22 protein-coding genes and 1 tRNA gene are annotated in these 22,899 nt (G+C 45.2%); 13 read left to right on the plus strand and 10 right to left on the minus strand.

Annotation, left to right across the window (positions count from 1 at the left end; all coding sequences use genetic code 11):
• Positions 1-18: 18 nt before the first annotated feature.
• Positions 19-837 carry an ion transporter gene (locus OH463_RS07175; RefSeq protein WP_005450400.1) on the plus strand — a complete coding sequence of 273 codons (819 nt, stop codon included), beginning with the start codon at positions 19-21 and terminating at the stop codon, positions 835-837.
• Positions 838-862: 25 nt separating this feature from the next.
• Here OH463_RS07175 and OH463_RS07180 read toward each other — a convergent pair whose 3' ends face one another.
• Complete coding sequence (locus OH463_RS07180; protein WP_009697592.1) at positions 863-2,395, minus strand: CYTH and CHAD domain-containing protein; 1,533 nt, start codon at positions 2,393-2,395, stop codon at positions 863-865.
• A gap of 205 nt (positions 2,396-2,600) precedes the next feature.
• Between OH463_RS07180 and OH463_RS07185 the strand changes: the two genes are divergently transcribed.
• The 3 genes from OH463_RS07185 to OH463_RS07195 all read left to right on the plus strand — a co-directional run bounded on the left by OH463_RS07185 (position 2,601) and on the right by OH463_RS07195 (position 5,477).
• Positions 2,601-3,281, plus strand: coding sequence for a TIGR00153 family protein (locus tag OH463_RS07185; protein ID WP_005450406.1), 681 nt, complete (start codon positions 2,601-2,603; stop codon positions 3,279-3,281).
• Positions 3,282-3,411: 130 nt separating this feature from the next.
• Positions 3,412-4,671 carry an inorganic phosphate transporter gene (locus OH463_RS07190; protein WP_005450407.1) on the plus strand — a complete coding sequence of 420 codons (1,260 nt, stop codon included), beginning with the start codon at positions 3,412-3,414 and terminating at the stop codon, positions 4,669-4,671.
• A gap of 194 nt (positions 4,672-4,865) precedes the next feature.
• The gene (locus tag OH463_RS07195; RefSeq protein ID WP_005450408.1) at positions 4,866-5,477 is read left to right on the plus strand and encodes a TIGR04211 family SH3 domain-containing protein; all 612 of its coding nucleotides are present in this window, start codon (positions 4,866-4,868) and stop codon (positions 5,475-5,477) included.
• Between the two features lie 110 nt (positions 5,478-5,587).
• Here the strand turns inward: OH463_RS07195 and OH463_RS07200 are convergent, their stop codons facing one another.
• Both OH463_RS07200 and OH463_RS07205 read right to left on the minus strand, forming a co-directional pair.
• A complete protein-coding gene (locus OH463_RS07200) occupies positions 5,588-6,313 on the minus strand; it encodes a general secretion pathway protein GspB (protein WP_050940925.1) in 726 nt (241 codons plus the stop codon).
• Positions 6,313-7,941 carry an ExeA family protein gene (locus tag OH463_RS07205; protein ID WP_269990933.1) on the minus strand — a complete coding sequence of 543 codons (1,629 nt, stop codon included), beginning with the start codon at positions 7,939-7,941 and terminating at the stop codon, positions 6,313-6,315. Before OH463_RS07205 ends, OH463_RS07200 begins: the two co-directional genes overlap by 1 nt.
• Positions 7,942-8,089: 148 nt before the next feature.
• Here OH463_RS07205 and OH463_RS07210 point away from each other — a divergent pair, with 148 nt between their 5' ends.
• Complete coding sequence (locus OH463_RS07210; RefSeq protein ID WP_269990934.1) at positions 8,090-9,310, plus strand: multifunctional CCA addition/repair protein; 1,221 nt, start codon at positions 8,090-8,092, stop codon at positions 9,308-9,310.
• Positions 9,311-9,388: 78 nt separating this feature from the next.
• Here OH463_RS07210 and OH463_RS07215 read toward each other — a convergent pair whose 3' ends face one another.
• Genes OH463_RS07215 through folB form a run of 3 tightly spaced genes read right to left on the minus strand, consistent with a single transcriptional unit; the run spans position 9,389 to position 11,046 of the window.
• Entirely contained in the window at positions 9,389-10,192 is an 804-nt protein-coding gene (locus OH463_RS07215) for an undecaprenyl-diphosphate phosphatase (RefSeq protein ID WP_009697588.1), read from the minus strand.
• A gap of 15 nt (positions 10,193-10,207) precedes the next feature.
• Positions 10,208-10,690: a 2-amino-4-hydroxy-6-hydroxymethyldihydropteridine diphosphokinase gene (gene folK, locus OH463_RS07220; RefSeq protein ID WP_005450416.1), complete on the minus strand. Its 483-nt coding sequence runs from the start codon at positions 10,688-10,690 to the stop codon at positions 10,208-10,210.
• Positions 10,687-11,046: a bifunctional dihydroneopterin aldolase/7,8-dihydroneopterin epimerase gene (gene folB / locus OH463_RS07225; protein WP_005436044.1), complete on the minus strand. Its 360-nt coding sequence runs from the start codon at positions 11,044-11,046 to the stop codon at positions 10,687-10,689. Before folB ends, folK begins: the two co-directional genes overlap by 4 nt.
• 265 nt (positions 11,047-11,311) lie before the next feature.
• Here folB and plsY point away from each other — a divergent pair, with 265 nt between their 5' ends.
• On the plus strand, positions 11,312-11,923 hold the full coding sequence (gene plsY, locus OH463_RS07230) for a glycerol-3-phosphate 1-O-acyltransferase PlsY (protein WP_005450419.1): 612 nt from the start codon (positions 11,312-11,314) through the stop codon (positions 11,921-11,923).
• 39 nt (positions 11,924-11,962) lie between these two features.
• Here plsY and OH463_RS07235 read toward each other — a convergent pair whose 3' ends face one another.
• Together OH463_RS07235 and tsaD are read right to left on the minus strand one after the other, a co-directional pair.
• Positions 11,963-12,781, minus strand: coding sequence for an alpha/beta fold hydrolase (locus OH463_RS07235; RefSeq protein ID WP_047512540.1), 819 nt, complete (start codon positions 12,779-12,781; stop codon positions 11,963-11,965).
• Positions 12,782-12,968: 187 nt separating this feature from the next.
• Positions 12,969-13,985: a tRNA (adenosine(37)-N6)-threonylcarbamoyltransferase complex transferase subunit TsaD gene (gene tsaD / locus OH463_RS07240; RefSeq protein WP_269990995.1), complete on the minus strand. Its 1,017-nt coding sequence runs from the start codon at positions 13,983-13,985 to the stop codon at positions 12,969-12,971.
• A gap of 230 nt (positions 13,986-14,215) precedes the next feature.
• Here tsaD and rpsU point away from each other — a divergent pair, with 230 nt between their 5' ends.
• The 5 genes from rpsU to OH463_RS07265 all read left to right on the plus strand — a co-directional run bounded on the left by rpsU (position 14,216) and on the right by OH463_RS07265 (position 18,992).
• Positions 14,216-14,431, plus strand: a complete 216-nt coding sequence (rpsU, locus tag OH463_RS07245) for a 30S ribosomal protein S21 (protein ID WP_001145625.1) — start codon at positions 14,216-14,218, stop codon at positions 14,429-14,431.
• Between the two features lie 28 nt (positions 14,432-14,459).
• Positions 14,460-14,903 carry a GatB/YqeY domain-containing protein gene (locus OH463_RS07250; protein ID WP_005450424.1) on the plus strand — a complete coding sequence of 148 codons (444 nt, stop codon included), beginning with the start codon at positions 14,460-14,462 and terminating at the stop codon, positions 14,901-14,903.
• A gap of 148 nt (positions 14,904-15,051) precedes the next feature.
• Positions 15,052-16,809 (plus strand): DNA primase, encoded by a 1,758-nt coding sequence (gene dnaG / locus OH463_RS07255; RefSeq protein WP_009697586.1) that lies wholly within the window; start codon positions 15,052-15,054, stop codon positions 16,807-16,809.
• Positions 16,810-16,908: 99 nt separating this feature from the next.
• The gene (rpoD, locus tag OH463_RS07260) at positions 16,909-18,771 is read left to right on the plus strand and encodes an RNA polymerase sigma factor RpoD (protein ID WP_005450428.1); all 1,863 of its coding nucleotides are present in this window, start codon (positions 16,909-16,911) and stop codon (positions 18,769-18,771) included.
• Positions 18,772-18,916: 145 nt separating this feature from the next.
• Positions 18,917-18,992 (plus strand) — tRNA-Ile (locus OH463_RS07265).
• Between the two features lie 113 nt (positions 18,993-19,105).
• Here the strand turns inward: OH463_RS07265 and OH463_RS07270 are convergent.
• Positions 19,106-19,378: a hypothetical protein gene (locus tag OH463_RS07270; RefSeq protein ID WP_009698831.1), complete on the minus strand. Its 273-nt coding sequence runs from the start codon at positions 19,376-19,378 to the stop codon at positions 19,106-19,108.
• A 230-nt stretch (positions 19,379-19,608) separates the two neighbouring features.
• Entirely contained in the window at positions 19,609-20,328 is a 720-nt protein-coding gene (locus tag OH463_RS07275) for an SIMPL domain-containing protein (RefSeq protein ID WP_005450432.1), read from the minus strand.
• Between the two features lie 163 nt (positions 20,329-20,491).
• Here OH463_RS07275 and OH463_RS07280 point away from each other — a divergent pair, with 163 nt between their 5' ends.
• On the plus strand, positions 20,492-20,785 hold the full coding sequence (locus tag OH463_RS07280; protein ID WP_005450433.1) for a hypothetical protein: 294 nt from the start codon (positions 20,492-20,494) through the stop codon (positions 20,783-20,785).
• A 143-nt stretch (positions 20,786-20,928) separates the two neighbouring features.
• Entirely contained in the window at positions 20,929-22,677 is a 1,749-nt protein-coding gene (locus tag OH463_RS07285; RefSeq protein WP_269990936.1) for a lysophospholipid acyltransferase family protein, read from the plus strand.
• The last annotated feature ends 222 nt before the right edge of the window (positions 22,678-22,899 follow it).

Below are 22,899 nucleotides of genomic sequence, written 5' to 3' on the forward strand. Positions count from 1 at the left end.
TTTGTATTACTTATAGTTATGCGCGCGATTGGCTCTGGTTGCGCGATTTATTTCGAGCTTCGTATGAAAAACTATGATATCAAAGACAGCACCAAACCGATGGGGTTGCTATCACTAATATTGTCCTTTATGGCGCTATTTGTGATCTCAGGCCTGTTGTTTTTCCCACTTGATCACGAAACCCGTCAAGTTCTTATCGGTCTGGATTTTATAATCTGTAGTATTTTTCTACTGCAGCTCATCGTAGATTTGATCCGAGCCACAGATCGTTGGTCATTTCTCAAGCATCACTGGATTGATTTTGTGGCGAGCATCCCAATGATTGAGCCTTTACGCTTCGCTCGCTTATTTCACATCCTGCGTGTCATTCTGGTCTTACGCTCTTCAAAGTTCATTCTTTTCCAGCTCAAGCAAAACCGCCGTGAAACTACATTAGCGTCTATTCTGCTGTTAATGGTGGTTCTCATCACTCTTGGTTCTAGCGCCATGTTGTTTATTGAAGGGCAAAACCCTGAAGCCAATATTCAAACAGGAACAGACGCTTTGTGGTGGGCATTTGTCACTATTTCGACCGTTGGCTACGGCGACCACTATCCAGTCACGACAGGAGGCAAGCTGCTTGCCGTACTGATCATCATTTGTGGTGTCGGCATCTTCGGTATGATTTCAGGTTTGATCACGTCGATCCTAACCGCACCGACCAGACAACAGGACAATCGTTCTAAGAATAAAGAGAAGCTCTTGGAGCAAGTATTAGAAAGGCAGGAGCAGATCTTAAATCGACTGCAGTCCATCGAAGATGAACTGCAAGAGCAAAAACAACAGACAAAAAAATAGGACCAGAGGGTCCTATTTTTTGCTCTTATTCTTGCCAGTATGGCTCGACTTCAACACTGATTGCACGAGTCTGATCCATGGCATGCAGGATGGAACGTTCTTGGCGGTGCAGCCAGCGCTCTAACTGCTCTTGTTCTTCCCCTTCTAACATGCCAATTAATGGCAGAAGGTGATTAAGCATAAGCAGGTCGTCGATACCATGCACTAGGTCTGCCCATGGTAAACGGAAGGTATTGCGCTCTTCTGCATCGTACAAGCTCGCAAAACCAATACCGGTGTACAAGTTACGTAAAAGACGGTATCGCTGATCCACATACTCTTGTGCCGAGAGCTCTCGCTCTGCGGGGAAAGCTTCCATCAGCTCAGCCCAAGTGCGATCCAACTGCTTCACTGAGAAAGGTTGAATGTTGCTCGACATCTTTTCGCGCGCTTTATCATCCAAAAATGGCTGCCAACCACGCGTCAGAATCCAACGGCTCAAATCCAATAACAAACCGGTGTAACGTGCAGAGCTTAATAGCTCTAACACCGCTTCGCGGCTTGGCAACTCGCCCAGTTGTTGTGTCAACTCAGAAACAAGGAACTTACGCGCATCAAGTTTGCGCAGCACGTTGCCTTTATCATCTAGCAGCTCTTCTAAGTGAGCGTGTTCATCTAACCATTCAAGCTCTTCTTCTAGCCACTTCATTTCTTGGCGAAGAATTGCACTTGCTCGACGCGGCACCATGCTGCCAAAGATAGTAAATGTCTGGCGGATAAAGCGAATCGCATTAACGATTTCACGTAATGCTTCAACGCAATCACGCTCAGTGTAGATTTGCTCATGGTAATGCCAGTGCGATAGCGCATGCTCTAGCGAATTAATCAGGCAGTACTCGACTGTGTCGTTTTTCGTGCTGTCCACTAATGCTAGTGGTTTGACTTCATCACCAGCGTAACCACTGGCTAAGCGATAGCCTTTCGCAGCTTTACTCAGGTTACCAAGGCGCATACCACCTGCTTCACACAAACTGCGAGCAAGGGTAAACAAAGCATCTGTCTGACCCGATTTCAGCTCTAATTCAACTTCACAGATAGGATCTTGCTTCTCTTCTCCATCCGTACCTTGAGCAATCACAGCTCCTTGGTCGAACGCAACTTCGATTTGGCTACCATCAGGCATCCCAATCAACCATTGTTCACGAGTAAAGTTGGTAGAAAAGAGCGGCGTCAGTTCCGCTTGTAGCGTAGCGACATCTTTGCCAGAAGGCCAGATATCAGAAGGATGAAGCGTGAGGTCCGGCTCATTACTGGTGTGCTCAGCATTGTATTCTGGTCTTTGATGAAGACCTGCAACAACGCGTCCTGCTGTTTTTACAGTCTGGACAAAAACATCATCAAAACGGCGAATTCTTAAACCAATGTCGTGCTTTCTTAACCATTTATCAGCGGTATCAAAGTAGGTGTTACCCAAATCACGACTACTGTGCTGAAGTACTTTTGTTTCGGAAATTTTAGCTCTTAAAGTCTCTGAAAATTCAGGAGAAACAAAAAACTTCAGTTCTATCTCGGTTTCCATAGCTATACCTTTCAAAGCAGATAGAAACAGGATATTGCCTAATTTCTCACACGGCAAGAAAGAAATATCACCCGAATGATGATCTAAAACAGTTTTAATGAGCGATTTAATGCGTTAACATGCGCGCCTTTATAGCCATCGTTCAACATTTCGCCAAGAAATGGTGTATGTTTTTTTAAGGTTATAGTTATTAGGTTGAATGACCATGCCAGTAAATACAATTATGGGGTTATTTGCAAAGTCCCCAATTAAGCCTTTGCAGCGCCACGTTGTGTGTGTCAACGAATGTTGTTCACACCTGGTTAAGTTCTTTGAAGTATCTTCAAAGGGTGACTGGGAAAAAGCAGCTGAAATCCGTGCTCAAATTTCTCACCTAGAGAAAGAAGCGGACGTGCTAAAACGTGAAATCCGTCTAAAACTGCCTCGCGGTTTGTTTATGCCAGTCGATCGTACTGACATGCTTGAGCTTCTAACTCAACAAGACAAACTTGCTAACCTGGCAAAAGACATTGCTGGCCGTGTATATGGTCGTCAACTTGTCATTCCTGAGGCTCTCCAACCAAACTTCCTCGCATACGTTCAACGTTGTCTTGATGCGGCTGATCAGGCGCAAAAAGTAATTAACGAACTTGATGAACTTCTAGAGACCGGCTTCAAAGGCCGTGAAGTAACGCTCGTTGCTGAAATGATTCATCAATTGGACGTAATTGAAGATGATACCGATGCAATGCAGATTGAACTTCGCCAACAACTGATGGTGATTGAATCTGACATGAACCCTATCGATGTCATGTTCTTGTACAAGATTCTTGAATGGGTAGGTGGTATTGCCGACCAAGCGCAGCGCGTAGGTGCTCGTTTGGAAGTCATGCTATCTCGATCTTAAAACATAAGTTAACGACATAACGAAGAGCATTATTCACGCGTGTCAGATGGACGATGACAAAATTCACCGTCTTATGGGCTGACGCGCGCAAAATTTTGCTCCGCTTGTTATAAAACAACTAGGTATTACGATGGATATCCTTGCGAACTACGGCACTGTCCTGATTATTGTTGCAGCGATTTTTGGTTTCATGATGGCGATTGGTATTGGCGCGAACGACGTTGCTAATGCTATGGGTACATCTGTTGGCTCAAAAGCGCTAACCGTAAAACAAGCAATCATCATTGCGATGATCTTTGAATTTGCGGGTGCATACCTTGCAGGCGGTGAAGTAACCGACACTATCCGTAAAGGTGTTATCGAAACATCTCTATTTGCTAGCCAACCTGATATTCTTGTCTACGGCATGATGTCAGCACTTCTTGCGGCTGGTACTTGGCTTCTACTTGCTTCTTACATGGGCTGGCCAGTATCGACTACTCACTCTATCATCGGTGCAATCATCGGTTTTGCGTGTGTGTCTGTAGGTACTGAAGCAGTTGATTGGAGCAGTGTACAAGGGATTGTCGGTAGCTGGATTATTACTCCGGTTATCTCAGGCTTCTTTGCTTACGTCATTTTTGTCAGCGCACAGCGTCTGATCTTTGATACTGAGAACCCACTATTCAACGCAAAACGTTTCGTTCCAGTTTACATGTTCATCACGACAATGGTGATTGCACTTGTAACTATCAAGAAAGGTCTGAAACACGTAGGTCTACACCTTAGCAACGGTGAAGCATGGATGTGGGCAGCAGTCGTATCTGCAGCAGTAATGGCTGGCGGTTACTTCTACATTCAGAAGAAATTTGCTAACCGTGAAGAAGACCGCAGCTTTGCTGGCGTAGAAGGTATCTTCAGCGTACTAATGGTTATCACAGCGTGTGCTATGGCATTCGCTCACGGTTCAAACGACGTAGCTAACGCGATCGGTCCACTGTCTGCAGTTGTATCAACTGTTGAGCACATGGGTGAAATCACAACGAAGAGCTCAATCGCATGGTGGATTCTTCCTCTAGGTGGTTTTGGTATCGTTGTTGGTCTAGCAACACTAGGTCACAAAGTAATGGCAACAGTTGGTACTGGTATCACTGAACTAACACCAAGCCGTGGCTTTGCTGCTCAGCTAGCAACAGCATGTACAGTAGTTCTAGCGTCAGGTACAGGTCTACCTATCTCTACAACGCAAACACTGGTTGGTGCGGTTCTAGGTGTAGGTTTCGCTCGTGGTATTGCAGCCCTTAACTTGGGCGTAGTTCGTAACATCGTTGCATCTTGGATCGTTACGCTACCTGCTGGTGCACTACTAGCAGTCGTATTCTTCTACGGCATCCAAGCGATGTTCTCGTAACACTGCTTTAGCGCGAAGCGCTGGGTCAATACAATGTAAACGCTTTGTCATTATTGACTCAAACGCACAGAAAGGGAGGCTTTGCCTCCCTTCTTTGTTGCACCCAAGTTTGAAACTGCATAATATTCGTCTATTTCCGGCTCCAATAATTCGGTGCCAAAGCTGTATCCAAGAAAATCGTTAAGGGATTTACTGTGAAAAAACTAATCATCACGGTTTTGTTTACTTTGCTAGCAGCGCCAGCGGCACTAGCGGCAGACCGTTATATTTCTGATGACCTATTCACTTTCATGCACTCTGGTCCAAACAACACTTACCGTATCATGGGTAGTGTTAACGCAGGCTCTAAAGTACAACTTCTTCAAACAAACAAAGACACGGGTTACACCCAAATCCGTGATGCGCGCGGTCGTACTGGCTGGGTTCAAAGCAAGTTTGTAACTAACCAAGAGAGCATGGCAATCCGCCTTCCTCGCGTTGAGAAAGAACTGAAAGAAGTGAAAGAGCAACTGGCAAACGCACGCCAGAACTCAGACACAGAAAAAGCGGGTCTAGTAACCTCACTAGAAACACGCAACCAACAAATTTCTGATCTAGAGAAGAAATACTCTGAAATTAGCGACCAGCTTACTTCTGTTGAAACAGAAAACCGCGAACTTCGCGCCAAACTAGACACACAAAAAGACGACATGTTACTGAAGTACTTTACTTACGGTGGTGGTGTTGCAGGTCTAGGTCTACTGTTTGGTTTGATTCTTCCTCATATCATCCCACGTAGAAAGAAATCACCAGCAGGTTGGGCATAATCACCTTACTCTGATGAATCGGTAAAAGAAAAGCCAGTCGAACTCGACTGGCTTTTTTGTTTTGTCTGTTTAGTCCTGAATGACACAGAGAAAGAAACGATAGGATGCCTCTAGCCTTTCCATTCATACAAAGCAGGGATACGGATCTGCTCGCCTTGGAATTCGACAATGACCGCTTGAGGTTGGATCTCTTTTAAGGTCACTTGCCCATCGACAACATCGCCTTGGTGGTACTCAACATTGTTAATTTTCACCCAACGTCGCTTTACATCACTTGAGTACATGTGAGTTTGTAAGTTAAGAGCAGGCAAACGACCATGCCATTGTTGAGCTTCTCGCTCTAAATCGTCAACAGACGAGCTATCGTTTGTCGATGGCTGGTCATCGTTCGCAAGCGCGTTCTCTACTTTCAAAGCAAGGTCAGGCGACAATGAGGACAAATCAAGATCATCTAAAGACAAACCAAGGTCATCACCACTTCGCATTGTAGGGCTTGTTTTTACTGTTTTCTGAGGCTCGTTGAGTAGCTCTTGCTCACCAGGAACGGCGTCATTACTCGCATACTCTTCACCAATAAAGGTACCAATGTCCTGTGAGAGCTCTGCTGTTGGCCATTCACGCTGAAGCTGCGCCAATTGGGGCTCTTCAGGATAACTCAAGCTTTCAAAGTTAGTCGTAGGTTTAAGCTCAACCGATGCATTGGTTGCTTGTGCTTGTATCTCTGTTGCCGCTGGAGCTACGCCCTCTTGAGCAAATAAGTCCAAATACCAAGCAGCACCGACTGCCGTAATGCTTACCGGCAATAAAAAGAGCCCCACATGCTTCATGACTGACATTATACGCCCTCCTCTTTAATCTGTTTCAAGGCAGGAGCATCAGTTTGCACGCTCTGCTGTAAGCGCTCTAAAGTTCTTTGGCCGGCAATACCATCAACGCCAATGCTCTGCCAACGCTGGAACAATTCCACTCGCTCTTTTAATGCAGCATCAAAGATGTCCGTGCCTAATGGCTGTTCATTCACCGCTTGAGCGAGAAGGGTATCCAATACTTCAATTGCTGGACCTTCCATATCTAAACGTAGGGTCTCTCTCAGAGGAGCTTGCCACAATTCAATGATATTGCCCTGCCACAGTGGTTTAAGCCATGAAACAGGCAATCGCAAACGTTGGCTACCATTAAGGACTTCCACCTTGTCATTTCCAATCGCGTACAACAGGACGTAACCCACTTGTCCTTGGTAATTCAGCTCTAAGATGACAGGGCGATTTTGTTGCACTAACAACGGCCACGTTGCCATTTTACGCTCACAACGCATGGTTGATTGCGGTTCGGACAAACACAAGTTGTCACGAACAGAGGCACGATAGCCCCACAACTTGTACAGTTCATTAACTGCCAAGTTCGATTGCGTCTGCTCTAAGAGCATATTGCGTTGTTCACTGGTGAGTTGCTCGTTCATCTCTGCGATTACAGGTTGCGATGTCGTCTGAGCAACTTGAATGGGATTAGATTGGATACTGGTACTAACTTGAGATGGCATTTTCTGCATCACTGCCCAACCAATACCTACCGCGGCAAACACGCCAATCGCAGCAGAGCCCCAAGTAGGCCATTCAAAGCTACGACGGACAGGCTGGTCTTGCTGGTAAATTTCGGCTTGGAACTGCATCACCTCTTCACAAGCCTGATGTACTGTTTGCTTATCAACCACAACATTACCTTTGTGGTAACTCAGGTTTAACGACTTATCACAAATCAGGTTAATCAAGCGTGGGATGCCGTGACTGTACTTAGCAATCAATTTGGTCGAGCTACGGTCAAACAACTGTTTATCACCACCAGCAGTATGCAGGCGGAAAGTAATATAGTCCGCAGTCTCTTTCTCATCGAGTGGTAGCAGGTGATATCGACCAGTAATCCGTTGAGCAAGTTGACGCAATTGAGTGGTTTGCAGCAAGCGTTGCAGCTCTGGCTGCCCAACTAACAGCACTTTGAGGAGCTTTCTGGTGTCCGTTTCTAAGTTGGTTAATAAGCGAAGCTGTTCAAGCACATCAGCGGCTAAGTGCTGAGCCTCATCAATCACCAATAAGGTCGTCCAGCCCATTTTATGATTGCGCAATAAGTAATCATGAATCGCTTGGTTAAGCTGCTTGAGGCTCGCTTCTTCGGGGTAGGTGACTTTGAACTCGTCACAAATGGCTTCAAGTAAATCGCGGCTTGAGAAGGTCGGATTAAGGATCAAGCCCGCTTTCGTATTCTCATCCAAGTTTGCCAGCATGGCTTTAGCAACCGTGGTTTTACCTGTCCCTACTTCACCGGTTAGCATGGCAAAACCACCACCATCGCCTAACCCCGCCTGCAGATGCGTAATCGCCTCTTTATGACGTTGACTCAGATACAGATAACGCGAGTTTGGAACTATGGAAAATGGCAGTTCAACAAACCCGAAAAAGTCCTTATACATTAGGATCTCCAGCTAAAACCCACCCTCAATCAAATCGGGTATTTCCTTATTAGACTTAAACAAAGCGCTAAGTTCTTTTAGAAGTAAAGAAAAGTACCATTGCTTGCTACAATGTCCAACGTCAGATCGATAAATTAAGAGGTAATCCGTGCAAGTTTATTTAGTTGGTGGAGCAGTTCGAGATCATTTGCTTGGAATAGACAGCTACGACAAAGACTGGGTTGTAGTTGGAGCAACGCCGGAAATCATGCTTAGCCAAGGCTATACTGCGGTTGGAAAAGATTTCCCTGTGTTCTTACACCCTAAAAGCAAAGAAGAACATGCCCTTGCACGAACCGAAAGAAAATCTGGCGCAGGCTACACTGGCTTTGATTGCTTTTTCGATCAAAGTGTCACATTAGAAGACGATCTGATCCGTCGTGACCTCACTATCAATGCAATGGCAATGGATAATGACGGCAAGTTGTACGACCCCCATGGTGGCCAGCAAGACCTGCAAGCTAAAGTGCTGCGCCATGTTTCGAATGCCTTTATCGAAGATCCACTGCGTGCTTTGCGTGTCGCACGCTTTGCTGCAAAGTTAGCCCACTTAGGCTTTAGTGTCGCAGAAGAAACCATGCTGCTGATGCGCAATATGGCAGAATCAGGAGAACTGAGCACGCTGACACCAGAACGCGTTTGGCAAGAATGGCACAAGTCATTGTCCACTGCTCGACCTGACGTATTCTTATCAGTGCTTAGAGATTGCGGTGCATTAGCGGTTGTCTTGCCTGAAATTGATGCATTGTTTGGGGTCCCTCAACCAGAGAAGTGGCACCCGGAGATTGATACTGGTATCCACACCTTAATGGTGGCTGAGCAAGCAGCAAAACTCAGTGATTCACTGCCAGTTCGATTTGCTGCACAAGTGCATGATTTGGGTAAAGGCATCACGCCTGAAAAGGAATGGCCGAGCCATAAGATGCATTGCCATACCGGTTTGAAGCTAATCAAAAAACTGTGCGATCGTGTACGCGTACCTAATGAGTTCCGCGACTTAGCATTAATGGTGTGCGAACAGCACTCCAATATTCATCGAGCGGCTGAGCTTAAACCTCAAACCGTCATCAAAATTCTCAATAAGTTTGATGTTTGGCGTAAATCCGAACGCTTGCAAGATATCTTAATTTGCTGCCAAGCCGATCACGCAGGTCGTAAAGGATTAGAACTGCAACCCTACCCGCAAGCAGAATTGTTTATGCAAGCCTATAAAGCGGCGGCATCAGTCGATGTGCAAGCCATTATTAAAGACGGTTTTCAAGGACCCGCTATTCGTGATGAACAAGAGAAGCGCCGTGTAGAAGCGGTTAGAATTGCATTAGGCAAATAAGTCCGGCAAAGCAGGTAGACAGACAAAAACGCCCGCAATTAAAAGCGGGCGTTTTTATTTCAGTTTTAGCTGCTCAACTTAAGCCGTTAGCAAGAAGGCGAATAAACCGAAACCTAGAATCAGACGGTAAATCACAAATGGCGTCATACCCATACGTGAAATCATCTTCAAGAAGAAGTGGATACAAATGTACGCACTGATAAAGGATGTCACAATACCAGTTAGCAGGAAGCCAACGTGTACAGGCTCGCCACTTGTTACCAGTTTCAAGCCTAGGTAACCACCAGCCAAGGTGATGATTGGAATCGACATCAGAAACGAGAAACGCGCCGCAGCTTCACGAGTAAAGCCAAGGTACAAAGCCGCAGTAATCGTGGCACCAGAACGAGAAGTACCAGGGATCATAGCAAGCGCCTGAGCGATACCAATAAATAGCGCTTTCTTCCAACCCGTTTGGTATTCATCGGCAACCAGTTTTGCATTCTTGTCTACCCACCAAAGTAGCAGACCAAAAATGATGGTCGTCGTTGCAATTACATAGGCACTACGCAAATAGATCTCAATGATATCTTTCATCAACAAACCAAATACACATGCAGGAATCGTAGCCAGCACGATCATCCATGCTAATTTGGCTTCTTTACTGCGATCACCCTTAAAGATAGAAGCAAATAGCGCTTGGAATAGCGTGATGACCTCTTGTCGGAAGTAAATCACAACGGCCATTAACGTACCAACGTGAACAGCAACATCAAATGCCAGACCTTGGTCTTCCCAACCAAGAATGGCAGAAGGCAGGATCAAATGGGCAGAGCTGGAAATTGGCAAAAACTCTGTCAGACCCTGAATCAGAGCCAAAATAAAGGCTTCAAAGTAACTCATGTAAACAACTCAAAATTAAAGTGAAAAAGAAACTGGTTTGAGTGAATCGACTGGCTGCATCGCCTGCCAAATATCTGCGATTGTTCTTCCATCGCCGGGGATCACCAATTGAGGTTCGAGATCATACAGGGGCTTTGTTACAAAAGGATATTTGTAGATATCACTGCGAGGTAGCTCAGGTTTTTGTGGCGAAATGCATTCACCGAACAAGACTATATCGAGATCTAAGGTTCGATCCTGATACTTTTGCGCGTTTTCTTCGCGCCCCCACTGAAATTCAATCTCGCGTAAGTGGTGACTCAACTCTTCGAGTGATAGCTTCGTGGAGAAACTAATCACGAAGTTGTAGAAGTTTTGACTACTAAAGCCGATTGGCTCGCATTCATATATCGGAGAAACACACAGATCGCAGCCTAGCTTTTGCAACTCTTGATAAGCTACTCGCGCGTGCTGCTCTCTTTCTATATTGGTGCCTACTCCGATATACGTTTTGATCATGCCTGACCTCGCTCAATCACAACACCAACTGCGCGTGCTTGAGGAACCGCACCAGGCTTCGCTAAACGAATTTTCACCCAAGGTACAGAGAAACGTTGCATGATAAGTTCTGCAACTTCTTCTGCGACACGCTCAACCAACAAGAAACGACCATTTTCGATGTGATTCAACACCGCTTCACTCACTTGTGAGTAATCCAACGCATCTTGAACATCATCACTCTTACCCGCAGGTTTGTTGTCGTGTGCCATTTCGATATCCAGAACCAGCTTTTGCTTGATTTGCTGTTCCCAATCGTAAACGCCGATGGTGGTGATTACTTCTAACTGTTCAATAAAAACTTTATCCAGAGCCATCTTATGTCCTTCTTTTACAGAGGTCGGATACCCGATTTGGGCAAATTGATCGTACTATTCTATACCCAAGCAACCTACTATGACCTTTCACTCTGTAAATTGGCTGAAAAAGTCGCTTGGGTATAAACTGCGAAGACTCTTTATATACAAGAAATCCCATAATGCAAGCTCTATCGCAGAGAGTATTTTTGCTCAAAGCCGAATCGCGGTATGATAGCAATTACTCAGGAACTGAGCATTAAATTCCAATCCATCAAGGACTTCTATGGACGCACTGGCACTAATAATGACAATGGCAGCCTATTTGCTGGGTTCTATCTCCAGCGCAGTGCTAATTTGTCGTTTATTAAGACTGCCGGATCCGCGTAAAGTGGGCTCTAACAATCCTGGAGCCACCAATGTCCTGCGTATCGGAGGCAAAGGTGCAGCGGCGGCAGTGTTGCTGTTCGACATGCTCAAAGGAACAATTCCGGTTTGGAGCGGCTACTTTCTTGGTATCGACCCAATCATCCTTGGCGTTATTGCCATTGCAGCGTGCCTTGGTCACATGTACCCAATATTCTTCCACTTTAAGGGGGGGAAAGGTGTCGCAACAGCACTTGGTGCAATAGCCCCTATTGGATTGGATCTGACTGGGCTGGTCATGCTGACTTGGTTATCGGTCGCTTTGTTGTTTCGCTACTCTTCTCTAGCTGCGCTTGTTACGGTACTCGTTACGCCCTTCTATGCTTGGATGTTCAAACCGCAGTACACCTTACCTGTCGCGATGCTTTGTTGTTTGATCGTGTTTAAACATCATCAGAATATTCGCCGCTTATTGTCAGGGGAAGAACCCAAGATTGGTGAAAAGAAATTGGTAGAAAAAAACTCGGCGTAATGCCGAGTTTTTTGTTTATTCAATCGTTACTTGAAGAAATTACGACGCATGCACTTTATTCAAGAAATCCAACAACATCTGGTTGACGATTTCTGGCTGTTCCAATGAACTGATATGACCCGCTTCAGGGATCTCAACCAACTCACTGCCAGTGATGCAATCGTTCATTAAGTAAGATTCAAATACTGGACGAGGCTTATCCTCGCGACCAACCGCAATCAAGGTTGGCAATGCAAACATCTCTGCATCTTCGATAACGTCACGACGCCCAAACACCATACGTCCAATACGAGCTACTTCGACCGCGCGCTCACCTTGCAATGCTTCAAGACTTTGCTTGAATGATGCCACAAGTTCAGGATTGGCTTGCTCTGCGTTGTTGGCAAAGAACAGCGGTGTGACAGCCTCAACGATCGGTGCTGGTACGGCTTGAACTTGGCTTATCGCATCCAGCATCGCAAAGTATTTCTTATGTGTAACTTCAGGTTCCAAACCGATGAATGTATCCATAAGAACCAGAGATTTAACACGTTGAGGAGCTTGTGACGTCAGCTCTGCTCCCCACATCCCACCAACCGATAAACCAACAATAGAGAATTGTTCGATCTCCAAATGATCCATGAGTGTCAGCATATGTTGAGCGTAATCGACTAAAGATCGTGTCGAAGCAGGCGCGGCGTCCGACTCACCATGCGCCCATAGATCAGGCACGATACAACGATATGATTGGCTCAACACTTCAATCTGTGGAGCCCACATTTGGTTATCCCACAAGTAGCTGTGACCAAACAGCAATACAGGACCTTCGCCCTTATCTAGGTAAGCAAGCTGCTGACCTTCAATTTCAAACTTATTCATTGTTATATCCATTTATTATTCTTCGGCACAATCCTATCACTGAAACGAAACAAAACTGCTCGCATCAGTTAGGCTCTTACAATCAATTACACAAGGTCTTTCAATTAGCTAGTTAAAAATAAAGGCCTCTGATGAGCAGAGACCTTTATCATGTTGAATATATTTCAAACCTTCAGTAGAAGTTTGATTACGCGATTGGCGTAAGCTGGTCGATAGGCCAACGCGGACGCGCTTCTACCGACATATCTGCCACTTCACCGTTTTTCAGGCGTTGCATACCTGTGTATGCGATCATCGCGCCATTGTCCGTACAGAACTCAGTGCGTGGGTAGTAAACTTCACCACCAACTTTCTTCGCCAGTTTTTCAAGCTCAGCACGCAGACGACGGTTAGCACTTACACCGCCAGCAATAACGATGCGCTTCATGCCTGTTTGCTCTAGTGCACGCTTACATTTGATTGCGAGTGTTGCACACACGGCTTCTTCGAATGCTAAAGCGATGTCCGCGCGTGTTTGCTCGTCATCACCGTTTGCCGCAATAGTATTAGCAGTAAAAGTCTTTAGACCAGAGAAGCTCATGTCCAAACCTGGCACGTTGGTCATTGGACGTGGGAACTTAAAGCGACCCGGTGTGCCTTTTTCTGCCAGTTTAGACAGCAGTGGACCACCTGGGTAATCCAAGCCCATTAGCTTGGCGGTTTTATCAAACGCTTCACCCGCTGCGTCATCAATCGATTCGCCTAGGATTTTGTACTCGCCGATGCCTTTCACTTCCACCATCATTGAGTGACCACCCGATACCAATACCGCAACAAACGGGAACGGTGGTGGGTTATCTTCTAGCATAGGCGCCAGTAGGTGACCTTCCATATGGTGAACAGGCACCGCAGGCACACCCCAAGCATAAGCAATACTGCGACCGATAGTGGCACCGACAAGCAATGCACCTACCAAACCCGGACCTGCCGTGTATGCAACACCGTCGATGTCTTTGGAAGTCAGATTCGCTTCTTTCAGAGCCTCTTTAATAAGAGGAATGGTTTTCTTAACATGGTCACGTGAAGCCAACTCAGGCACCACGCCGCCGTAATCTGCGTGAAGTTTTACTTGGCTGTAAAGCTTGTGTGATAAAAGACCTTTCTCATCGTCATAAATCGCGATGCCAGTCTCGTCACAAGAGGTTTCAATACCAATAATGCGCATGGTTTTCTCAGTGTGCTTTCTATATAGAGGAAATTTGGGCGTCATATTACCCGGCCTTGGTGCTTCAAACAAATTTTGTACAGACAATAGGCGATAAAACGCTTTACAAAGCTGTGTTGATCGGATTAAAATTCCGCACCATTTTTGATCAAGCTGGTAACTGACCAAACAATTGTGATTTGGTTCATTAAATTCCAGCGTTAACGAATAACCCCTGAGGTGAAAGGCATATGCCAGTAGTTAAAGTACGTGAAAACGAACCGTTCGACGTTGCTCTACGTCGTTTCAAGCGCTCTTGCGAAAAAGCAGGTATCCTTTCTGAAGTGCGTCGTCGTGAGCACTACGAAAAACCAACTACAGTTCGCAAACGCGCTAAAGCAGCAGCTCAAAAGCGTCACGCTAAGAAGCTAGCTCGCGAAAACGCTCGTCGCGTTCGCCTGTACTAATAACTGAGCTCCGGAAAGGAATTTAGTTATGGCTCTGATTGATAAACTCAAAGAAGAGCAAAAATTAGCGATGAAAGCCAAGGACAAATTGCGCCTTGGTACTATTCGTTTAGCTCTATCTGCAATTAAGCAACGTGAAGTTGACGAACAGATTACTCTGGGCGACGACGACATTCTTGCTGTGTTGACCAAGATGGTTAAACAACGTCGCGACTCTGTAACGCAATTTGAAGCAGCAGGTCGTCAAGATCTAGCTGATGCGGAACAAGCTGAAATTACCGTTCTTGAGGACTTTATGCCTCAACCACTGACAGACGAAGAAGTTGCAGCTCTTATTGAGAGCGCAGTTGCTGAATCTGGCGCAGCTGGCATGCAAGACATGGGCAAAGTAATGGGCGTTCTGAAACCGCAAATTCAAGGGCGTGCAGATATGGGTAAAGTAAGCGGTTTAGTTCGCGCTAAATTGGCTTAATACCCCACCCAATTGCAGCAAGCCGTGCTATCCTTTGGAACGCACGGCTTGTTTGTATCTGGCAGAATGGAATAACAAAAAGCCGCACACATGCTTTTCTCTGTAACCCATTCACACCAATCATGGTTTTCTTTTTTTGTTAGGTTTTATGGCTGGACACATCCCTCGCAGTTTTATTGATGACCTCCTAGCTCGACTCGATATTGTCGATATCATCGACGCGCGCGTGAAACTTAAGAAAAAAGGCAAAAACTACGGCGCTTGCTGCCCTTTCCATAACGAAAAGACACCGTCATTCAGCGTTAGCCAAGAAAAGCAGTTTTATCACTGTTTTGGTTGTGGCGTGCATGGCAATGCCATCGACTTCATTATGGAGTTCGAACGCCTAGACTTTGTCGAAGCCATTGAAGAACTGGCATCTTATCTTGGATTAGATGTACCACGCGAACAACGCAGTGGTGGTGGTCAATTTAACTCAGGACCACAAGCCAGCAGCAGCGAAAAACGTAGTCTCTACGATATCATGGGCAGCATTGCTCAGTTCTATCGTAACCAACTCAAGCAGCCAACAAGTAAAGTGGCGATTGAGTACCTAAAAGACCGCGGTTTGTCGGGTGAAATCGTACAGAAGTTTGGCATCGGCTATGTGGCGGATGAATGGGACTTAGTCCGTAAAAACTTTGGTCAGAACAAAGACAATCAAGACATGCTTGTGACTGGCGGCATGTTGATCGAGAACGACAAAGGTAACCGCTATGACCGCTTCCGTGGTCGTATCATGTTCCCCATTCGTGATCGCCGTGGTCGAGTGATTGGATTTGGCGGTCGCGTACTTGGCGACGGCACACCAAAATATCTGAACTCACCAGAAACGCCTATCTTCCATAAAGGTAAAGAGCTTTATGGTCTTTACGAAGTGCTACAAGCATATCGTGAACCACCACGAATTTTGGTGGTTGAGGGTTATATGGATGTTGTCGCGTTGGCGCAATATGGCGTAGATTACTCTGTCGCCTCTTTGGGCACGTCAACCACTGGCGACCACATTCAAATGCTGTTTAGGCAAACGAATACCGTCGTATGTTGTTACGATGGTGACCGAGCAGGTAAAGAAGCCGCATGGCGCGCGCTAGAAAATGCACTTCAGTACCTTAAAACGGGTAATACATTGAAGTTCCTGTTCTTACCTGACGGTGAAGACCCTGACAGCTACGTTCGAAAATATGGCAAGCAAGCCTTCGAACAGCAAATAGAACAAGCCACACCGCTTTCGAGTTATCTCTTTGATAACCTGATTGAATTACACCAAATCAACTTGGGTAATAATGAAGGTAAATCAGCACTACGAGCCTATGCGAGTGCATTGATTGACAAGATTCCTGATCCCTATTTTCAGGAGTTACTCGAAAAGCTGCTTGATGAACGCACGGGTTTTGATAACCGCTTACGTCAACCACGTAAAAAGACGGGTGAAAGTCGACCTCAGCCGCACAAAGAGATCAAACGAACTCCGATGCGCGAGGTAATCGCTCTACTTATTCAGAATCCGAGCTATGCTCAAATGGTACCAGATCTTTCCTCAGTGAGAGATTTATCCATACCAGGCCTAAGTTTATTTGTTGATGTACTTGATAAATGTCAGGCGCATCCCCATATCAACACTGGCCAATTATTAGAGCATTGGCGAAACAGCCAAAATGAGACCCTTCTGTCTCGTCTCGCGAGCTGGGATATTCCCCTCGATGAAGACAACCAAGAAGAAATATTTTTAGACTCACTGGATAAAATTATTGCCCAGTGCGTAGAAAAACAAATTGAAAACCTGCAGGCCAAAGCAAGAAGTGTCGGTTTATCAGCCGAAGAGAAAAGGGAGCTGCTAGCTTTGATGCTAGATTTAAAAGCGTAACCCTGTTTAATTAGTCAGCAACAATTTAATTTGTTATAGTAAGTGGTTTGCATTTCGCATACTGATTCCTTCACCAGATTACGAAGTTGGATACCGTCTATGGATCAAAATCCGCAGTCACAGCTAAAGTTACTTGTTATTAAAGGCAAGGAACAAGGCTATCTGACCTACGCCGAAGTAAACGACCACCTACCTGCTGAAATCGTAGATTCAGAACAGGTAGAAGACATCATTCAGATGATCAACGACATGGGTATCAAGGTAGTAGAAACTGCTCCTGATGCTGATGATCTTGCACTGAACGATGACACAAACATCACCGATGAAGATGCAGCTGAAGCTGCAGCAGCAGCACTTTCTAGCGTAGAAAGTGAAATTGGTCGTACAACAGACCCAGTGCGCATGTACATGCGTGAAATGGGTACTGTAGAGCTGCTGACTCGCGAAGGCGAAATCGACATCGCAAAACGTATTGAAGAAGGTATTAACCAAGTTCAATCGTCTGTTGCTGAATACCCTGGCACTATCCCATACATTCTTGAGCAGTTTGACAAAGTTCAAGCAGAAGAACTTCGTCTAACTGACCTAATCTCTGGATTTGTTGACCCTGATGCAGACGACACAGCTGCACCAACAGCGACGCACATCGGTTCTGAACTAACTGAATCTCAGCTAGAAGAAGAAGACGAAGAAGACGTTGATGAAGACGAAGAAAGTGATGACGATTCAGATGACTCTGAAGAAGATGTAGGTATCGACCCAGAGCTTGCGCTTGAGAAATTCAACCAGCTACGCAGCACATACCAAAACCTTCAGCTTGCAATCAACGAGCACGGTTACGAAAGCCCGAAAGCAACAGTAGCTAACGAGTTGATGCTAGACGTATTCAAAGAATTCCGTCTAACACCAAAACAGTTCGACCACTTAGTGAATGAACTGCGCACAGCAATGGATCGCGTTCGTACTCAAGAACGTCTGATCATGAAGTCTGCAGTTGAATACGGCAAAATGCCGAAGAAGTCGTTCATCGCGCTGTTCACAGGTAACGAATCAAGCGAAGCATGGTTAGATGAAATCCTATCATCTGACAAGCCATACGCTGAGAAGATCAAACGTAACGAAGAAGAAATCCGTCGTTCAATCGCTAAACTAAAAATGATTGAAGAAGAGACTTCTCTGAACGTTCAAAACATTAAAGACATCAGCCGTCGTATGTCTATCGGTGAAGCGAAAGCTCGCCGTGCGAAGAAAGAGATGGTTGAGGCGAACTTACGTCTAGTAATTTCTATCGCTAAAAAGTACACCAACCGTGGTCTACAGTTCTTGGACCTAATCCAAGAAGGTAACATCGGTCTGATGAAAGCGGTAGATAAGTTCGAATACCGTCGTGGTTACAAGTTCTCGACTTACGCAACGTGGTGGATCCGTCAGGCAATCACTCGTTCAATCGCGGACCAAGCACGTACGATTCGTATTCCGGTACACATGATCGAAACGATCAACAAGCTAAACCGTATCTCTCGTCAAATGCTACAAGAGATGGGTCGTGAGCCGTTACCAGAAGAACTGGCAGAACGTATGCAAATGCCAGAAGACAAGATTCGTAAAGTACTGAAGATCGCTAAAGAGCCAATCTCTATGGAGACACCAATCGGTGACGACGAAGATTCGCATCTAGGTGACTTCATCGAAGATACTACGCTAGAGCTACCACTAGATTCTGCTACGGCAACGAGCCTGAAAATGGCAACGAAAGACGTACTTGCAGGTCTAACACCACGTGAAGCAAAAGTACTTCGTATGCGCTTTGGTATCGACATGAACACTGACCATACTCTAGAAGAAGTAGGTAAGCAGTTCGACGTTACTCGTGAACGTATCCGTCAGATCGAAGCGAAAGCACTACGTAAACTACGTCACCCAAGCCGTTCAGAAACACTGCGCAGCTTCCTAGACGAGTAATCGAAGCGATTAAAATCAAAAAAGGTGACCAATGGGTCGCCTTTTTTATTATCTGTGAAGCTAAGTGAATAAAAACTAAGCGCAATTGCCCCACCTAGTGGCTAGACACCTCGCAACGCTTCCCCTATAATCGTTGACCTATTAAGGCCCCTTAGCTCAGTGGTTAGAGCAGTCGACTCATAATCGATTGGTCCCCAGTTCAAGTCTGGGAGGGGCCACCATATTCCGAAAGGCTCGTAGAGAAATCTACGGGCCTTTGTTGTATCTGGAAGATAGAGATTCCATCCAATATCCTCATCGCAAGCCAAGCACTTACGTTTAGGTTTATTTCCAGCTAAGGGCGCTCTAACTCAAGCTTGCTGACCTGATACTCTTCTGTTGCTGAAACTAAGCCGGGACGGTTAATCACTTTCCATAAGAAATAAGGCGGGATCAGGAATGCGATAAAGTAGAACGATTCATGGAAAAAAATATGCGCAATATTCTCTTGATGTTCGCACAGCGCTACAAGAGCACAGAAGTCCAGTAAGATACTCAATACTCCGAATACCACAGAGACAACAATGGTTAAGCCTAACAACTCTCTGAGGTAATGTTTAAAGGCCATTCTAGTAATTCCTTCTAGCTAATAAGTGCGGTCAAAATTACGCCTCTAACTCCTTCTGTGAATTGACTTTTATCAACTTCATTGCCAAACAAATAAGAACTTAGTTTTATAAAAGATCACTTGCATAAACGAGAAAAACCACAGTACTTATAATGCAATCGATTGAACATAAAAAAAGCCAGTCAAATGACTGGCTTGGGAGATTAGGTTGAAACTTGAGATAATCTTACTTAGTCCGATAGGTAATACTGAACAGTTGAAACAACGCGTACCTTCTTGATGTAAGGCGTATTGCTATCTCGGTCATAAATTGAGAACTGACCTTGTGTCGCTCGCTTAATTTTACCGAGTGAGCTCTGTGAGTCTTTAGCAAATTTTTCTGCTACTTCTCGTGCATTCTTCGTCGCTTCCTCAATCATATCGGGCTTAATCTCGTTAAGCTTAGTAAAGCTATACTCCACACGATTCGAATAAGGATCTTGGTTTAATAAAACGCCCTGTTTGCCTAGTTCGCCAATTTCATTGATTGCCGCTCTCACCAAATCAATGTTCTGGCTGTAAACCGTCACAGTTCGGTTTGCGAGGTAGCGATATTCGATATCTTGCTCACTACCATATTGCTGAGCTTTACGGTCAATGACAGCTGGTGATGACAGAGAGAAGTTTGATTCATTCAGTCCTTTTGCTACAAGAAAATCGATGACCAGCTTAGTCTGCTGATCAATGTCATCAAACATTGCGGTCATATCATTACTCGCCACAGTAAATTGAATAGGCCAAATTACTGTATCCGCTGGGTACTCTCGCTCAGACAAGCCTTTCACCGTAACCACACGTTCATACGCTTTGTATTTCACCGCTGTCTGCTGGATAAAGAAACCCAACACTCCCAAACCAATAATTAGACACAGCCCTAACCATATTGACGCTTTGTTGGAAACGTTCTCCATTCATCCTCCTGATTTCGTTAAACCAATCAATTTGTTATGCAGATAAGATAGCTTACGAATGGCAACAAAATAGCGACCAAAAGCTAAATTTCTGTCATATCACTCGAAATGATGAAGACAATAACATAAAATCGAACAGTGTTTTATTATTGAGTTTATCATCATGTTGAAAACAAAGTTAATGCTTATTATTAGTGGTGTCTTCATCTCAACTTCTTGTTTTAGTGCCAACAATATGACCTCTGAAGACCCAACGATTGATAAGCAAATCACCGAAGAAAATACGCATGAAGAGCGAACATTGGATTGCGAAGAAGAGCCTTGTGGAACCAAGGGGTTTGACGGTCGTCTACTATTGGAAAATGAACCAACCAAACAGGTATTAAGCTCTATAGAGTCAATCAGTAAAACGCTTAACACCATGAGCGTCCTGATGTTTGCCGGTGATAAATCATAAACAAACTCCCCTCATAAATCTGGGTGAATAGCCTTTGTTCAATAAAGCTTCACGGCTTTGTCATCAAAGGCTCATGCTTTTGCCTCTGAACTGTCATCTGTAATTTCTACCATCCAATCAGCAACTTGTACGCTGAGGTAAATATGGATAGTTCGACCCCCTTTCGTCTCCCTCGTAAAACGCCATTTGGCATTGGTGAAAATGTTACTGAATGGGCAACGGGTTTAAACCAACTTGATAAGTTCTACGCCCGACGACCTATCAGTGCCGACACCAAAACCTTTCTCCGCTTTACCCTAGATATCTTGGGCATCGATTATCGTATCACTCATGGTTCACTCGACTCTGTTCCTAAGCAAGGTGCAACCGTCATTGTGGCGAACCACCCTCTAGGGTGTGTGGAAGGCGTGATTTTGGCGGAGCTGCTGTTGATGGTCAGGGGTGATATTCAAATCTTAGCCAATCAATACCTTAAGACCGTTCCTGAGCTGGATCAGCTCTTCATTGGCGTCGATGTATTTGAAGGCAAAGACGCTGTCAAATCCAACATGAAAGCGCTTAGAGCAGCCAACAAGCATCTGGCTAATGGTGGCTTATTACTCGTCTTTCCTGCCGGTGAAGTATCGCAATTAGTCGATGCGAAACCACAACGTATAGAAGACAAAGAGTGGAGCCGCAGTGTCAGTAGCCTTATCCGCAAAAACAAAGCGACTACGGTTCCAGTCTTTATCAGTGGTCAAAATTCCAAACGCTTTTACATGGCGGGGAAAATCCACCCACTTTTGCGCACCCTAATGCTTGGTCGAGAGCTATTGAACAAACACGCACAAACCATCAAGCTTTCGTTTGGGCAAGCCATAAAATTTAAAGAACTCAACACACTTAACGATGATCAGGTCGTGAACTATTTGCGCCTCAATACTTATTTACTTAATCGTGACACCCAACCAATTAAGCCCTCATCCTCTTCGGAAATGCTCTCTCCAATTGCGGCAGGGTTACCCATAGGCGAATTGCTTGGAGAGCTGAACAACCTACCAGAAGAAGCAAAGCTACTCGAAAGTGGAGAGTTCGATGTCTATTGTGCTGAGGCGAAGAGCATTCCTTCTCTACTGCATGAAATTGGTCGTCTACGTGAATTCAATTTTCGTCAAGTTGGTGAAGGCACTGGATTAGCGATAGATATTGATCACTTCGATCATGACTATCTGCACCTATTTGTGTGGGACAGAGAAAACCAATGCTTGGTCGGCGCTTATCGCTTAGGTTTGGTTGATCAACTGATTGAGAAGCGTGGTGTAGAAGGTCTGTATTCACGTACGCTGTTTAACTATGACCAATGCTTTTTAGATCAGATGGGAAAATCGATCGAGATGGGGCGTTCGGTGATCGCTCAGCAATATCAAAAGAGCATGAGTGCATTATTGCTACTGTGGAAAGGCATTGCGACCTTCGTACATCAAAACCCAGATTACACACACCTATTTGGTCCAGTCAGTATCAGCAATGACTACAGCGACACAGCACGCCAGTTGTTGGCTCAATCAATGACACTGCACCACTATGACAAAGACTGTGCGGAACACGTCACGCCATATAACCCTCTGCCAGAGAACCATCGTGGTTGGAATACCAGCATGCTTACGGCATTAGGCGATTTACAACTACTGTCTCGAGTGATTGCCAGAATTGACGAAGGGAAAGGTGTGCCAGTGTTGCTACGTCAGTATTTAAGTCTCAACGGCAAGCTGGTTTGCTTCAATGTAGACCCAGCATTCAACAACGCTTTGGATGGATTGATCATGGTTGACTTGCGTAATGTCCAAGAAAAAACATTAGCACGGTACATGGGGGGCGAGCAGGCTCACCGTTACTTAGGTCAACACCGCTGAGTATTGAAATATCAATGAAAAGTGCGTTGTCATGGATAGAATGAAGCCCTAGAGCAATGCACTTCTAATCTTTCTATCACTAATGACATATCACTGCGTGAAGTGGCTCGAAAAGACATTCATCAACGCAATTTATCAAAACCTTAGCGATGACATTGGTCACGCTAATTACGTCAAAAACTTTCACAAATTACCAAACCAGATGTAGATCACACTTACAAG

Source organism: Vibrio sp. NFR, assembly GCF_027587095.1.
GTDB lineage: Bacteria > Pseudomonadota > Gammaproteobacteria > Enterobacterales > Vibrionaceae > Vibrio > Vibrio harveyi.